This window comes from Bradyrhizobium cedriense, from assembly GCF_054602315.1.
Window position 1 is genome coordinate 65,066 of the sequence record NZ_JBTSWB010000009.1, and the last position, 14,820, is coordinate 79,885.

Annotated in this window: 10 protein-coding genes and 3 pseudogenes; 11 read left to right on the top strand and 2 right to left on the bottom strand. The window is 57.9% G+C overall.

Annotated features, from left to right (window positions below; translation table 11 throughout):
* The first annotated feature begins 241 nt into the window (after positions 1-241).
* From ACYCVF_RS30910 to ACYCVF_RS30950, 9 genes and pseudogenes are all read left to right on the top strand, one after another.
* Positions 242-1,753 (top strand): porin, encoded by a 1,512-nt coding sequence (locus tag ACYCVF_RS30910; protein ID WP_459606866.1) that lies wholly within the window; start codon positions 242-244, stop codon positions 1,751-1,753.
* A 505-nt stretch (positions 1,754-2,258) separates the two neighbouring features.
* Positions 2,259-2,885 (top strand): dethiobiotin synthase, encoded by a 627-nt coding sequence (locus tag ACYCVF_RS30915; protein WP_459606867.1) that lies wholly within the window; start codon positions 2,259-2,261, stop codon positions 2,883-2,885.
* 333 nt (positions 2,886-3,218) lie between these two features.
* Positions 3,219-4,474: pseudogene (locus ACYCVF_RS30920) on the top strand (Glu/Leu/Phe/Val family dehydrogenase).
* A 71-nt stretch (positions 4,475-4,545) separates the two neighbouring features.
* The gene (locus ACYCVF_RS30925) at positions 4,546-4,755 is read left to right on the top strand and encodes a hypothetical protein (RefSeq protein ID WP_459606868.1); all 210 of its coding nucleotides are present in this window, start codon (positions 4,546-4,548) and stop codon (positions 4,753-4,755) included.
* A 301-nt stretch (positions 4,756-5,056) separates the two neighbouring features.
* Positions 5,057-5,458 carry an IS66-like element accessory protein TnpA gene (tnpA, locus tag ACYCVF_RS30930; RefSeq protein ID WP_459606869.1) on the top strand — a complete coding sequence of 134 codons (402 nt, stop codon included), beginning with the start codon at positions 5,057-5,059 and terminating at the stop codon, positions 5,456-5,458.
* Positions 5,455-5,797: pseudogene (gene tnpB, locus ACYCVF_RS30935) on the top strand (IS66 family insertion sequence element accessory protein TnpB). The gene tnpA and the pseudogene tnpB overlap by 4 nt, the downstream one beginning before the upstream one ends.
* 45 nt (positions 5,798-5,842) lie before the next feature.
* A protein-coding gene (gene tnpC, locus ACYCVF_RS30940) for an IS66 family transposase (protein WP_459606870.1) occupies positions 5,843-7,508 on the top strand; the annotation gives its coding sequence in 2 pieces (ribosomal slippage) (positions 5,843-6,052 and positions 6,054-7,508; 1,665 coding nt in all).
* Between the two features lie 1,003 nt (positions 7,509-8,511).
* Positions 8,512-9,594, top strand: a complete 1,083-nt coding sequence (locus ACYCVF_RS30945) for an ABC transporter substrate-binding protein (protein WP_459606871.1) — start codon at positions 8,512-8,514, stop codon at positions 9,592-9,594.
* A gap of 158 nt (positions 9,595-9,752) precedes the next feature.
* On the top strand, positions 9,753-10,973 hold the full coding sequence (locus ACYCVF_RS30950) for a CaiB/BaiF CoA transferase family protein (protein ID WP_459606872.1): 1,221 nt from the start codon (positions 9,753-9,755) through the stop codon (positions 10,971-10,973).
* Between the two features lie 173 nt (positions 10,974-11,146).
* Here the strand turns inward: ACYCVF_RS30950 and ACYCVF_RS30955 are convergent, their stop codons facing one another.
* Positions 11,147-11,593, bottom strand: a complete 447-nt coding sequence (locus tag ACYCVF_RS30955; RefSeq protein ID WP_459606873.1) for a S1/P1 nuclease — start codon at positions 11,591-11,593, stop codon at positions 11,147-11,149.
* Between the two features lie 41 nt (positions 11,594-11,634).
* On the opposite strand from ACYCVF_RS30955, the pseudogene ACYCVF_RS30960 reads away from it, so the two are divergent.
* A pseudogene (locus tag ACYCVF_RS30960) lies at positions 11,635-12,060 on the top strand (IS630 family transposase); the annotation flags it as partial.
* Between the two features lie 175 nt (positions 12,061-12,235).
* Here ACYCVF_RS30960 and ACYCVF_RS30965 read toward each other — a convergent pair.
* Positions 12,236-12,646 carry a hypothetical protein gene (locus ACYCVF_RS30965; RefSeq protein ID WP_459606874.1) on the bottom strand — a complete coding sequence of 137 codons (411 nt, stop codon included), beginning with the start codon at positions 12,644-12,646 and terminating at the stop codon, positions 12,236-12,238.
* A gap of 1,083 nt (positions 12,647-13,729) precedes the next feature.
* Between ACYCVF_RS30965 and ACYCVF_RS30970 the strand changes: the two genes are divergently transcribed.
* A complete protein-coding gene (locus tag ACYCVF_RS30970; protein WP_459606875.1) occupies positions 13,730-14,752 on the top strand; it encodes a radical SAM protein in 1,023 nt (340 codons plus the stop codon).
* Positions 14,753-14,820 lie beyond the last annotated feature (68 nt).

Sequence of the window (14,820 nt, forward strand, 5' to 3'; positions counted from 1 at the left end):
TTTCAAAGTGCAGCGCGGATCGGTCCGTTCCGTACAAAGTTTGTTCACCGATAATTAGCGCAGTCTGTCAACTTAATCATGCGAGTGACGGATGATCCGCACCGCGACGCTTGCTGGTTCGATCTATCAGTTTGCGTTCGAGGAAGGCCCTGCAGGTCGAGAATGATTGGGGGCGAAGGTGGCTGGTCTCTGCGAGAGCGTGAGTGGCCACCTTTGAGGTGAAACAATTCGGAGGACTACTATGAAGTTGGCGAAGAGCCTTTTGCTCGGTTCGGCCGCGGGTCTGATTGCTGTAGGGGGAGCGCAAGCTGCTGATCTGCCCGTCAAAGCAAAGGCGATCGAGTATGTGAAGGTCTGCTCCCTCTATGGAGCTGGATTCTACTACATTCCGGGCACTGACACGTGTATCAGGCTTTCAGGTTATCTGCGCGCCGAAACCGCGCTGAATACCAGCTACCATTATGACCCGGCCGACAATGGCGTAGGTGGTGCTCACAACCGGCTGAGCGACTACTACAGCACGCGCTCTCGTCAATCCATCGATATCGATACACGCACCGCGACTGAATACGGCGTGCTCCGTACATTCGCTGAGTTGGCCTTTACCTGGACCACGGGCGCCTACAGTGGTTCTGGTACTGGCGGGACGGCCTACACTACATCGACCGGTTCTCAGATCGGCGGTGGTCTTCTTGGCGTCTACTACGCCTTCATTCAGTTCGCTGGCTTCACCATCGGTAAGGCGCAGTCACAGTTCAGCACACCTTGGACCTCGTATCCAGGGAACATTCTCGAAATGCCGGGCGGCGGCGGCTGGGACCCTGTGAATCAATTCACCTATACTGCCGATTTTGGTCAGGGCATTACTGCATCGTTTTCTGCGCAGGATCAGGTAGCGGCGTACACGACGAACATCTGGAATGTGAGTGCCGCGACAGCTGCAGGTCTCGCCACCGGCGCCTATGGTGCCAACGACATCGGCGGCTCGCGAGCTCCAGACCTCGTGGCCATGCTTCGTGTCGACCAGGCTTGGGGCCTCTTCCAGGCATCGTTCGCCGCTCATGACAATCATGCTGCCTATTACGGTGCGACCGAGACGAGTGATCATCCGGGCGACAAGTGGGGTTGGGCTGGTCAGTTGGGATTGTCGATCAAGAACATCCCGACCGGCGCGAATGACTCGATCAACGTGCAAGGTGTGTATACGAACGGCGCAAGCCGTTACAATTTCGAAGACTATATGTCCGGAACCACGTTTGCCATCTATGGTAACACGGGTCTCGCGACCGCTTACCAGAGTGTCGGTCTCGCCGGCTTGTCTGACTCCGTGTTCGTGACTGGGTCCGGCCAGCAGCTGACGACGACCTATGGCTTGAATGGTGCCTATAACCACAACTGGGATCCACACTGGAGCACCAGCCTCTATGGCGCGTGGGCCGCGGTAAGGTACAACAACACGGCCAAGGGCTACGTCTGCGGCGCCTTCGTCGCGACCTTGGCGCTCTCAAGCGGCACCGCAGGCTGTAATCCCGACTTCAATTATGCGGTTGTCGGTACGAAGACGAGCTGGACTCCAGTCAAGAACCTGACCTTCTCGGGTGAATTGGCTTACACCATGCTCGACCAAAAATACGCGGGCGGAAGTACTGTGACGTTGCCGGCTCAATCTGGTGTCGCCAAGCCAGGCGCTGTCTATGAGCTGAAAGATCAGAACAGCCTAACGCTCTTGCTGCGCGCTCAGCGCGTTTGGTGAGTTTCTATCAAACTAGAAGGAGAAAAGAACAGGCTCTATACATCTAAGTTTGACCTCCAAGAAGGCCTCCGGCATGCCCGCCGGAGGCCTTCTGCTCTTTGACTAATATTGTTCAAGTAGCTAGCCATACGGCTGTTACGTGTTGCCAAAGTTGCACGTGGTCGTCGGCGCTGCTCGAACTCCACATCACAAGCAGTTTCGACAAAGTGAAGGCGCGCTACTTCATTCTGCGCGCAACTTGAGGGATTTTCTTATGATGACACGAAAGCGATAACGAGCGGCCGCAGCTTCCGAGCAACTTGGCCCCGCTTCTCACATCCCGGTACAATCCGTCTGCAATGCAATTCTCCTCGGCTGCAGAGGTCGCGATTGCAGGAGGATCCGATCGTCAACGCGATGACACTGAATAATTGGATAATTCTTAGTCTAAGAGTGATCAACGTATGATAGCGATGGCGCGTGCAATGTTTGAGGCGCTCATTGTGCGGGCGACAGGGGGAACTCGATGACACGCAGGATTGTGGTGACAGCGACTGATGCCGGGATCGGAAAAACGGTTTTTTCTGCTGGGCTCGCACATCTCTTCAACGCAAAATATTGGAAGCCGGTTCAAACCCACGTCGAAACGGAAACCGATAGCCAAGTCGTCGCACGGCTCGGTCGCCTCTCAGCGGATCATGTCGTACCGGAGGGCCTTCGAACGTTTGGCTCGCCTTATCATGCCGCCGAAATCGACGGAGTTCGCATCGACCCTGATCTACTTGGCGTTCCCGACGCCGGGGAACGGCAGTTAGTAATCGAAGGCGCCGGCGGCCTGATGATGCCACTAAATCGCGGCACAGTTTTCATCGATATCCTCGAGCGATGGCAAATTCCCGTCGTGCTTTATGTGCCCACAGCGCTCAGCATGATCAATCAGTCGCTGCTGTCGATCGAGGCCCTTCGAAAGGGTCACCTTAGCATGCTCGGGATTGCATTCGTTGGCGACCGAAATGCCCAAACTGAGAGCGCAATTTGCGAAATCGGTCGGGCGCGGTGGTTGGGGCGATTGCCTTGGCTTTCTCCTCTCACACCAGACACGCTGCAGGACACTTTCAAAGCCTCATTCCTCCCTGGGGATTTCGCGCCGTGAGGCCCAAAATGGGATCGTCAACAAGACGCCGTTCTATAGATCGCTATTTCAAAGCAACGCAGAGGACCTAATTCGTGATTGCGCGTACTCTCGCGCGGAACGAGATAGCTCCTCGGCTCTGGTGATTGCGCGCTTTTGTCCGGCCGATTGGCTTATGTTAGTCGAGGAGACCGGGCACACGACGAACGGTGAAACGAAATTGTGAGCGTAAGAAAAATGATGGCACCGCAAAGCGTGCAATGCTTAGCGTATTTGGTATGGCTGTCCTCGGCGATGCATTCCAGGCGACTTCATTGCAACGACATAGTTTCGCATTCAACTTAAGGAGCCAACGTGACCGCATACGGTGGACCAGTGTTTGACATGGCCGCAAGGCAGTTCGAGGTGATCGCGGACTACCTATGCATACCGGAAGACGTGAGAGCGCGCCTATTGATGCCGAACCGCACCGTCACGGTCTCCTGTCCGATTCACTGTGACCATGGCACGACGGCGGTTTTTGAAGGTTATCGCGTACAGCATCACCTCACCCTTGGCCCGACTAAAGGTGGTACACGGTTTGCCACCAGCGTCGATCTTGGCGAGGTTGCGGCGCTAGCAATCTGGATGAGCTGGAAGTGTGCCCTCGTCGGACTTCCCTACGGCTGCTAAGGCGGTATCAATGTCGAGCATCGGCCTTGTCGAAGCGCGAACTCGAAGCGCTTCCGCGTCGATACATGCAGGAAATGATCCCTTTTGTTGGGCCGCATACAGAAGTCATGGCGCCCGACATGGGAACGAACGAGCGGACTATGGCCTGGTTCATGGATACGTACTCTATGCATCAAGGGCAAACAGTCGCTGAGATTGTGACCGGCAAGCCAGTCAGCGCCGGTGGAACGCTAGGACGTTGCGAAGCTACTGGGAGAGGCGTCGCTCATTTGGTGGCCCGTGTCGCGGATAAGCTCAAGATCAGGATCGATGGCACCACAGCGGTTGTTCAAGGGTTCGGAAATGTCGGTTCGATTGCCGCACAAGAGTTGCACAATATGGGTGTCAAGGTGATCGCGGCGAGCGATCACACGGGCTGGCTCTACCGACCCGCCGGTCTCGATATCCCGCAGCTAATTGGGCACGTGGCGTCACGAGGCAGCTTGGACGGTTACTCCAACGAACTCGTGTGGGACACGGCCGAAATGCTAGCTATTCCTTGCGACATACTTGTTCCCGCTGCAGTCGAGCGGGTCATCGACGCGAAACTGGCTGGCAAGCTGCGCTGTCGCATACTCGCGGAGGGCGCGAATGGTCCCACCACACCAGAAGCCGATCGAATTCTGGAAACGCGTCAGGAAGAAATCTTTCTCATCCCCGATATTTTGTGCAATTCTGGAGGTGTGGTTGTAAGCTACTCCGAGTGGGTGCAAGACCTCCAGCGTTTGTTCTGGGAGGAGCGAGAGGTAGTGCGACGGGAGTATCAAGTGTTGGATCACGCCTTTGAGCGCGTGTTGGCGCGAAGCAGGAGTGACAATGTGTCCAACCGCACCGCCGCTATGGCTATCGGCGTGGAGCGCGTACGTCGTGCAAAGGAAACGCGTGGGCTGTTTCCTTAGCATGCTCGAGTGAGCCGAGATTCGACTGCCCACACCAAAATGACATAAGGCCTGTTCGTTGGAGAAGATAGATGAAACAAGCAGACACGAACGACCAATCGGCTACCGAGGCCGACACGTTGCCCGTCAGAACACGCAGTGGTTCGAAAACCGAAGAACTGACCGCAATGATGAAGCGACGTGCTCTGAAAGGTCAAAAGATTAGGCGAGCACATTCATCGTCAACGACGCTCGACCGATCGCTGGCCGGTTCTCAGGAACCCGGGAGCCAGATCATCTGACAACCCACCTGAACCGGGTCTCGCGGACTTTGTGGCTGGTTTCCGTGATCGGATTTTCAGCATGAGATGCCCGGTCTAGCAGCGCGCTGAGCCCAAATAGCTAAGTTAAGTCGAAAAGTCTTTGGCTCGGTTAGCCAGTACCGAGCACTGGCTAGCGTCGGGAAATCTCCGACAGAATGCGCCGACCGACCTCATTTATCCGCAGCTCTCGCGCGGGAGCAAGGTATTCCTCCGTTGAGGGCCGTCTTGTTTGAGGGACGCGAGGGCTGCAGGTCCTAGGGGTAATCCTAGGAGAAGCGCTATGACGATTTCGAGGGCGGAGGTGATCACATCGGTCGAGCGGCGGCGCCGGTGGTCGCAGGATGAGAAGGAACGGCTTGTTGCAGCATCGCTCGAGCCCGGAGCCAGTGTTTCCGAGGTGGCTCGCATGGCCGGCCTTCATGTGAGCCAGCTGTTCAGGTGGCGCAAAGAGCTTTGCAAGCACGGTGAAGCGAGTATAGCGCCGTTCGTGCCGGTCGAGATTGGGCCGTCTATGCCGCCGCGGGAGGTGGCCGAAGCGCCATTGACGACGACGGCGGCGCGTCGACGGAAGAACGTGGGCATCATCGAGATTGATCTTGGTAGCGGACACCGCATCCGGGTCGATGGCGACGTTGATGGAGACGCGCTACGTCGCGTTCTCGATGCTTTGGTACGCCGATGATCCCGGTTCCGACGGGCGCGCGAGTGTGGCTCGCGACAGGCTACACGGACATGCGCCGAGGCTTTCCGTCGTTGGCACTCCAGGTGCAGGAGGTGCTGCGCAAGGACCCGCTCAGCGGTCATCTGTTCGTCTTCCGCGGTCGCCGAAGCGATCTTGTGAAGGTGATCTGGCACGATGGCCAGGGAGCATGCTTGTTACCAAAAAGAGAGAGGAAGGTTCATCTGGCCATCGGTTGCAGGCGAAGCAGTGACGATCTCGCCGGCACAGATGAGCTACCTGTTGTCCGGAATCGATTGGCGCAACCCGCAAGAAACCCAGCGTCCGACGCGGGTCGGATAACCGTTTTGGGTTTGAGTTTGCTGCTTGATCTGATTCAATGGCTTCATGACATCGAAGCCGGGCGCTCTTCCTTCGGACCTCGCGAGTGCCTACCTGGCGCTGCTGGCCGAGCGCGAGGCTTTGCAGGCAAAATGTGATGTGGCCGTCGCGGACGCTGCCAGTGCGCGGGCGGAGCTGTCGGCCAACGAGGCGCTGATCGCGCACCTTGAGCTGCGGATCGAGAAGCTCAAGCGCGAACTGTACGGACAGCGCTCCCGAGCGCACGGCGCGGCTGATTGAGCAATTGGAATTGGAACTCGAAGAACTCGTTACCACGGCGAGCGAGGATGAGCTTGCCGCGCGGGCTGCCGCGGCGAAAACCCAGAGCGTGCGTGCCTTCACGCGCAAGCGGCCGGTGCGCAAGCCCTGGCCGGACGACATCGAACGCGAGCGCGTCGTCATTGAGGCGCCAACGACCTGCGCCTGTTGCGGTGGGACGCGCCTGGCGAAGCTGGGCGAGGATGTGACCGAGACGTTGGAGGAGATCCCGCGCCGGTTCAAACTGATCGAGACAGTGCGCGAGAAGTTCACTTGCCGCGATTGCGAGAAGATCAGCCAGCCACCGGCACCGTTCCATGCCACGCCGCGCGGCTTCATCGGTCCGCAATTGCTGGCGACGATCCTGTTCGACAAGTTCGGCATGCATATCCCGCTCAACCGCCAGAGCGCGCGCTTCAAGTGCGAGGGGATCGACCTGCCGTTGTCGACGCTGGCCGACCAGGTCGGCCACGGGACCTTCGCCGTCATGCCGCTGTTCCAGCTGATCGAGCGTCATGTGCTCGCGGCCGAGCGCCTTCATGGCGATGACACCACGATCCGCATCCTGGCCAAGAGCAAGTGCACGACCGGCCGGATCTGGACCTATGTGCGGGATGACCGGCCCTACGGTGGGCCTGCGCCGCCGGCGGCGGTCTATTACGCCTCGAGCGACCGACGGGGCGAGCATCCCCAGAAGCATCTGGCCGCCTTCGCCGGCATCCTGCAAGCCGACTGCTACAACGGCTTCGAGCCGCTGTTCGACCCGCAAAAGAAAGCGATGCCGATCACGCCGGCATTCTGCTTCGCCCATGCGCGGCGGGGCTTCTTCGAGCTGGCCGATATCGAGAAGAACGCCAGGGAAGGCAGCAAGGGCAAACCGGTCTCCTCGATCGCGCTGGAGGCGGTCAGACGCATCGATGCGTTGTTCGAGATCGAGCGCGCCATCAACGGCCGCAGCGCCGACGAGCGGCGAGCCGTGCGCCAGGAGAGAAGCAAGCCGCTGCTCGACGACATGCACGCCTGGCTGCTGCGCGAGCGAGAAACCCTCTCCCGCTCCTCCGAGGTCCTGAAGCCCATGAATTACATGCTCAGGCGTTGGGCCGACTTTGCCCGCTTCCTCGACGATGGCAGGATCTGCTTGACCAACAATTGCGCTGAGCGCGCATTGAGAGGCATCGCCTTGGGAAGGCGCAACTGGACCTTCGCCGGCAGCCTGCGCGGCGCCGACCGCGCCGCCATCATGCTGACGATGATCACGACCTGTCGCCTGAACGACGTCGACCCCAAAGCCTGGCTCGCCGACATCCTTGCCCGCATCGCCGATCTTCCCGCGTCGCGTCTGCACGAGCTGCTACCCTGGGAATGGAAGCTCCTGCGCCAAGCCGACAAGCCCGCCGATCAGCAAGCCGCCTGACCTTCACGCAGCGCTATCATAGAGCTGTCCGTGCCCGCGCGCATGCGTCAATGAGGCGGTCTTCGTCGTATGCGTACGGAGCAAGCGTCGAGTGCACGTTTTGTTGCCGAGTTGAAGTGATCGAGCCGAAGCTCGCAAATGATAAGGGCGCTCAGCAGCAGAAGAAAAAGTTCGCTGTTCGCCTCCCCCCGCGATGACTGAAGGCACCTTGCTCGTTAGCACCTCAGTCGATGCAAAGAAAAGATCCACAAAAGGGTTATCGACTGTTTCCCCATAGCTTGCTCGCCCTAACGCAAGTCAAAAGTGAAGGCAATCCGCCAGTTATCGCAAGTTAAACTGTCAGTACGTTTGGACGAAGCGACTGAGCTAGAGGTCTCGGTTCGTGCCGACGTATTCTCGCAATAGACCAGACCTGGTAGACGCCTTCGGTGCCGCGGATATCACAGTCGCTCGGCTGAGTTCGTACTCAAGTTTAACGCACGCAAGTGAGGTTAAACGACGTGTGGGCGTGTACGACGACCTTCGCTTGCCAATCTCATCACCAGCATGGCCAAAGCAATGCGCTTGCCGGCTGCCGGGCAGTTCGATGTCATCCAGCCTCGTCGCCTTGCTTGGATGAGATCGGCTAACTCTGACTTGAACGGTCGCAGAGAGCATGCGAAAGCGATACAGTCGACAGGGAGCGGCGATGTGGGGTGCTTGGGTGCATCATCATTCGAATGTGAGAAAAGCGGCTGCGCAGGACGGAGAGCCGGCCGGGATTGTCAATCTCCGCAAATAGGCCTTACGAGGGATCGTATAGTAATCGCAATGTCGCATAGGGTCATGTCAGCGACGTACACCGTCAAGAGACCTTGTCCTCCTTTGCACTAGGCTGGCTAGCCAAGCAGCTGCTGGTGAGGGCTTTGCCGGTCACTTTCGACGCGAGAGAAGCCAGCCCAATCTCGAGTCCAATGCACCTGAGTTTTTGACACAACAATGTGTATGCGGGAGGGGTGGTCTCGTGTCCAAATACGATAACAGCTCAGGCGTAGTCGGTCTGTCACGTCGCCGATTGCTTGCCAAGATCCGCGGCGGCTTTGCGTTTAGCGCCGCCGCTCCATTTGTGCTGCGGCTCCGCGGTGCGCAGGCAGCCTCGAAGAGTCTGGTGTTCGTGACTTGGGGGGGCACCTATCGCAAGTCGGTTGAGGAAGGACTGATCAAGCCTTTCATGGCTGAGACGGGTATCAATGTGTCAGTGATTGACACCCCGGACCTCGCGAAGGTTAAGGCCCAGGTCACCACCGGCAACATCGAATGGGACATCTTTGACGCGCCTGGCGCGTTGGGCACCGCTGGTTCGAAGGCGGGATACTGGGAGCCGCTGAGCTCTTCGCTTTTTGACGCCTCGGACCTGTCGATGGCGGCGACGAAGGATCTCATACCCTTCTACACTTTTACGGGTGGAATCGGATATGATCCGAAGCGCTATCCAGACGGCAAGCATCCCAGGAACTTCGCCGAGTTCTTCGACGCGAGCGCCTTTCCGGGTCGTCGAGCCTTCCGAAACCGTCCAAGCGAAACGCTCGAAGCCGCGCTCTTGGCCGATGGCGTTCCTCCTTCCAAAATCTACCCGATCGATGTCGATCGCGCCTTTAAGGTTCTCGAACACATCAAGCCGAGTGTAGCCAAATGGGTCGATGCGACGCCGCAGACTGTCACTCTGCTCCAGACGAATGAGGTCGATTTCAGCTATACCTATCCCTCGCGGGTGCGGGCGGTTGCTCAAGCAGGGGCCAGCGTCGCGTTCTCTTTCGCCCAAACCCTGAGTGGGTTGGAATATCTCGCCGTTTTGAAAAACGCGCCGAACAAGGACAATGCGCTGAAATTCCTCTCTTACGCCTTGCAGCCAGCGCGGCAGGCGGCCGTCATGGATCTGCTTGGCCTTACGCCAAATAGCAAGAAGGCGCTGTCCTTGCTCTCGGCCCAGACCCGCAAATGGCTGCCTGACATGACGTCCGACCGAAGCGTGATAATGGACGAGTGGTGGTGGTCGGACCATTTTGAGGAGCTGAACCGACGCTTCAAGGAGTGGGTGCTGGGATAACGATTTGGGAAATCGTGATCGGACGCTTTTGAACCTCAGGAGAATCCACGGGCTGCTGCTGCCTATGTCTCGCCAACACGAGGAGTTGTCGATGGACCTCAGCATTGGCCATATCAGCTTTACCGGGTCTCACGAAATCGGCCGACGAGGAGCCATGAGTGCCTAACAGAAGGAATCTGCCGCTCGACGGCGTGATCGTCATCGATCTCGGTCAAGTTTACCAGGGGCCATATGCGACGTTATTGATGGCCAAAGCGGGCGCTGACGTCATCAAGGTTGAGCCGTTGACCGGTGAACCAGTCAGGCTTCGCGTCGCTGTGAGCAAAGGGTCCGCTGTTCCGTTCGCAATGTTGAACGCCAATAAGCGCGACATCAGCTTAAATCTCAAGAGCGAGCATGGTCGTGAAATTCTCAAGAGATTAGTGGCGCGTGCAGACGTTCTATTGGAGAATTATGCCCCGGGCGTAATGGACAAGCTTGGCGTAGGTTGGTCCGTCCTTTCCGCCATCAATCCACGCCTGATCTACGCCTCGGGCTCGGGGTACGGACTCTCTGGCCCCGATCGCGACAATCTCGCCATGGATATCACCGTCCAGGCCGCATCGGGAATGATGAGTGTAACGGGGTTCCCCGATGGCCCGCCGGTCAAATGCGGCCCTGCGGTCGTCGACTTCCTTAGCGGCGTTCATCTCTATGCCGGCATCGTAACAGCGCTGTACGAGCGGACTTTTACAGACAAGGGTCGGCTCGTCGAAGTCGCGATGCAAGATACGGTCTATCCGACGCTGGCTTCGAACTTAGCGTTTGTCTACGACAAGGGCATTGCATCACCACGCACAGGAAATCGCCACGGCGGTTTGGCGGCCGCGCCATACAACGTGTACCCCACCTCCGACGGCTTCATCGCAGTTATCGGCATCAACGAGATCCACTGGAAAAATCTCACTGCGGCGATGGGCCGTGAAGATCTCGCTAGCGACCCGCGCTTCGCGGACAAGCCTTCGCGTGTCAAAAATATCGAAGAGACTGACCGTCTGATCTCCGAGTGGACAAGCAAGCATACTAAAGCAGAAGCGAGAAGGATCTTCATGAAATACAAGGTGCCGGCGGCACCTGTGCGAGATCTTCTTGAGGTAACCAACGACCCGCATATGCACCAGCGTGGGATGCTAGAATGGATTGATCATCCCCAATTTGGTCGTATCGTCGTTCCCAATAGTCCTCTCCGCCTTCATGGTAGCGATCAAGTGCCGAGCAAGCCCTCTCCGCGTCTCGGTGAGCACAATCTCGAAATACTTTCCGGCATGCTCAATATGTCGGACGATGATATCGCCAGTCTGGAGGCCGAGGGCGCGATAGGCAAGCCGCAAGCCGAATAGGCGACTTATGCGATCGCTGCCATGAGATGTTAGAGCGTCTATGTCGCTTGACGAAAACATCGTTGTGGATCCTGCGGAGCTCATCTTCGCCGATTTTGCGGGTTGCAGGACATCACACGCGAAATACCAATCGCGGAGAGAGCCTCGCTGACAGGCATTGACGAAGGCGTGCCTTACGCTGGCCTGGGTGCCCGACGATCTCGGTGGCATAGGCGCCGCGCTGGCAGACGGAGTTGGTGTTTTGAGATCTCCGAGACGGTTCCTGCGCTCGCGGTGCCTCTTGCCCAAACAATGTTGGCATTGGCTCCTTTCCCAGGTGGAGTCGCCTCGTCGGAAGGCAAGCCATTGGCCCGGGCCGCGATCCGTACTTCGTCATATGGAGCCGCTTCCACCGTCAGCAACGGGTCCGCATCGAGCGCATCCGCGTAACTTCCCCACGAATATGCCTGCAGGTCGACCAGAGAGTCGTCCCACATGCTGTGAAATGTCGATGCTTTCGTATACGACGTGCCGTCGGAGCGTTTTGCGTGCAGGACGACGTGCGGCTTGTTGCCGCCTTGATCGCCACTGCGTTCGCCCGCGTGCAACGGCTGTTCCAGGTCGCCTGCAAGATGAATCACGAGTTTCAGCGCGCGCGATCTGTCGTCCTTGGAGCGCCAAACGCCATGGCACGCTCAGCCTGTTGGCCGGGATTGATCTGCTCACCGGCAAGGTCCATGCGCTCGTCAGGGACCGCCACCGCAGCCGCGAGTTCATCGAATTCCTCAAGCTGCTCGACGCCGCCTATCCGTCCCGCACTGCGATCAAGTTGATCCTCGACAATCATTCCGCACACATCTCGAGAGAAACCAGAGCCTGGCTCGATACACGACCGGCGGGCCGCTTCGAATTTACGTTCACGCCCAAGCACGGCTCCTGGCTCAACCTCATTGAGGGCTTCTTTTCCAAGTTCACCCGTTCGGTTCTGCGCCACATCCGGGTGACCTCCAAGCACGAGCTTAAGGAGCGCATCATCTCGGGTATTGACGACGTCAATCGCCATCCCGTCATCCACACTTGGTCCTACAAACTCGCCGAGGCCGCTTGATATGATTCAAAACACCACGTCCGCCCGATCACCCAAGCCGGTCTGATTACCGCGTTCATGCCTTCCGGCCAGACCATCGCTACGGGCGACGATGAACTTGCGGCGATGTGGATGATGGAACAGCTTGAGGCGCACAAGAAGAAGCCTGCGGAATGAGGACCGCCGCCGGTTGGCCTCAAGCGCCGGGACCCGCCGCCGCGTCCGGATATTCCTTCTCATCAATCTGTGACTGCTGTCCGACGAAGAATTGGCCTTCCTGCCGTATGGCTTCGGCTTTGGCCAAATCCTCGGCGGTCCATTCGTACGTATCCATCAGGATGAAATCCTCGGAGCTTCCTTTCACGTCGCGCGCATCAAGCGCCATTCCCAGAATCATGCGACGCTCAGGATGCACCGCCTTGGCCGCGTACATGCGCTCGGCGAGTCGCTTCTTCCGATCCTCCCGATAGCTTGCATGGTCCTTGCCTCCGTCCCTAGGACCAATCACCAATACGTAAAGGACGTCCGTTTGCTCCGAGGGAAGCAGGCTGCCGACATAGCCCTTTTTGGCAAGCTCGGCCCTTTCCAGGATCCATTTGCTCGTCACGGTCGCATGAAGCGAGCTTCGGCCGCCATGATGCGCACCATGCGTGTCAATCGGCGTTTGACTGGGACACAGCTTGCTGGGTCCGAAGTCCAGACGGCATGTCGCAGGCGAGAATATCGAGTTCAATTTCGCACGAGACCTCGAAGATCGTTTCTGGATGACGGCCGTTCTCGGACAGTGCATATTTGAAGGCTTGCGCGCGCGTTACGAATAGGCCGCCAAAAATGCCGTTCTGTTCTCAGGCGACCCAGTCTCCACGACGATTCCTGGCAACAAAAACGATCGACGCTTCGGGGCTACGCGACGGAGGTTCGAAGAGATTCATGTTCATATTCCTCCTTGACCTTCAAAGGGCAGTCAATCAAGGCAAGCTGCGTTGGCAACTCCTAACGCGAATCCCAAGGCCTTAGCAGTGGCGCTTGCTCTCACCCAGCAATCGGCGTGCAAGTATCTGACGCCCCTTTCTCGATGAACGAGACATCGTGTGCCTGACTACGTCGTAGTGAGTGGCCGCGCCGCTTTGGACAGCTTTCTGATACATCTACGGTTCTTCACTCGGACATGGACCGCAGATTGCAGTAATTTCCCCTGTTGCTCTTCAACTGGGAACATCCTGTCAAGGCGGCGTAAGAGAAATATCACTTCGTCGCGACTACGAATTATCGACGAAATGATCACAAGGACATCTGCTTCGCAGTGGAAAGTTTCGAGGATGATCAGAGCCGCCGCTCGATAACGCGCGGATCAAGAAGAACTATGCCCCAAATCGGCGGGTCCCGGCCGCGCTCGCTCATAAGCGCGAATACGTTGCGGTGGGCGCAGACGAATGACGCGAGTACGGCGTGGGTAAGGAAATCCTCGTTGCTATCGAAGCCGCGGTGATGGCCCGTCGCGAAGTAAATTGAATCGGCTGGCGTGTGTATGCCGTGGCCTGACCGTCTAAAACCAGACACGCCTAGTGTCTAAAACCCGCCAAGCTGTATGAAGGGCGACATTGCGCTCTCAAAAATTGTGGACCTTCCGCCGCGACGTACTGGCATAAATCCTGCTCCACCCTCTTTGGGAGAAAGCCAGGAGGACGCCATGCAAGTCGATAGTCCTATCGTCGTCAGTCACGCGAGAATATGTGTATCGTTTTACTGCAATCTTCATTGCGAGCACTGCTATGTTCCCGAAGAGTATCGGGATCAATACAAGCGGCTTTTGGAGCCATCACAACTATCTATCGAGGAGATGACGGAGTTCGTCGACCTTCTCGTCGACAAATATTCGCTGAGAAAAGTCTCATTGACGGGTGGCGAGCCGCTTCTGAAATTGGTGTTTCCGCGCACGGCAGCCCTCATGGCCCATGCGAACAAGCGAGGCCTTCAGGTGCAATTGAACACAGGAGGGCTCGGCCAGGTGCCAATTCCTGATGTCGTTTCGATCTTCGACGATCCCAAGAAGCTAGCGTTCCAGTTCAGTTTTGACGGTGCAAAGCGGGAGAGCGTGGACCGCTTCCGGGGCAAGGCGGGCGTTTACGACTCCGCACTCCGGCAGATGGCCGAGGCGGTCAATTGCGGGGTCCTGGTGCAAGCCAGGATGACGGCTAACCGGCACAATATCAGTGAGGCGCTCGACGCCTACCGGCTCCTGTCGTCAATCGGCGTCTACTCCTTCAGGGTCAAGCCGATGTTCGCCTCGGGCGTTGCCCTCGGCAATGAGGATGCGCTCTTGGGCTCGGCTGACGAAATTCGAGAGCTGCAGGAAGCCCTGATGGGTATTGCTGCGCAGCCCAGCTCAGCACGCCTCGAACTGCCGCCGCCGATTTTCGTCGATACGTCGCAGCCGCGGCCAAACGTCAGATCTACCGAATGCGACTGTGGTACCACCGCAGTCTACCTCTCTACAAATGGCGATTTGTATCCCTGCTCCTTCGTCGTCGGGGATCCCGATAGCCAGGAGTTCCTCCTTGGCAACATCCGATCGCCGGAATTCGACCTGGAGGAGGTTTGGCGTACCTCGCCGGCTCTCAAGAAATTTCGGGCGAACAGCGGCTGCGGCCAATGCCCGAGCCAGGTCGCACTCCTCAAGAATATTGAGAACCGTGCGCTTGCCTGCGCATGACGAAGCGATCGATCAACGGAAGGCGTCTCCATATCGGCGGTTCTCCGTGCGCCAGGAGGCAGTATCCC

Bases quoted from the DNA above. Each gene is read 5' to 3' on its own strand.
- ACYCVF_RS30910 (WP_459606866.1), top strand. From the start codon at position 242: ATGAAGTTGGCGAAGAGCCTTTTGCTCGGTTCGGCCGCGGGTCTGATT.
- ACYCVF_RS30915 (WP_459606867.1), top strand. From the start codon at position 2,259: ATGACACGCAGGATTGTGGTGACAGCGACTGATGCCGGGATCGGAAAA.
- ACYCVF_RS30925 (WP_459606868.1), top strand. From the start codon at position 4,546: ATGAAACAAGCAGACACGAACGACCAATCGGCTACCGAGGCCGACACG.
- tnpA (WP_459606869.1), top strand. From the start codon at position 5,057: ATGACGATTTCGAGGGCGGAGGTGATCACATCGGTCGAGCGGCGGCGC.
- ACYCVF_RS30970 (WP_459606875.1), top strand. From the start codon at position 13,730: ATGCAAGTCGATAGTCCTATCGTCGTCAGTCACGCGAGAATATGTGTA.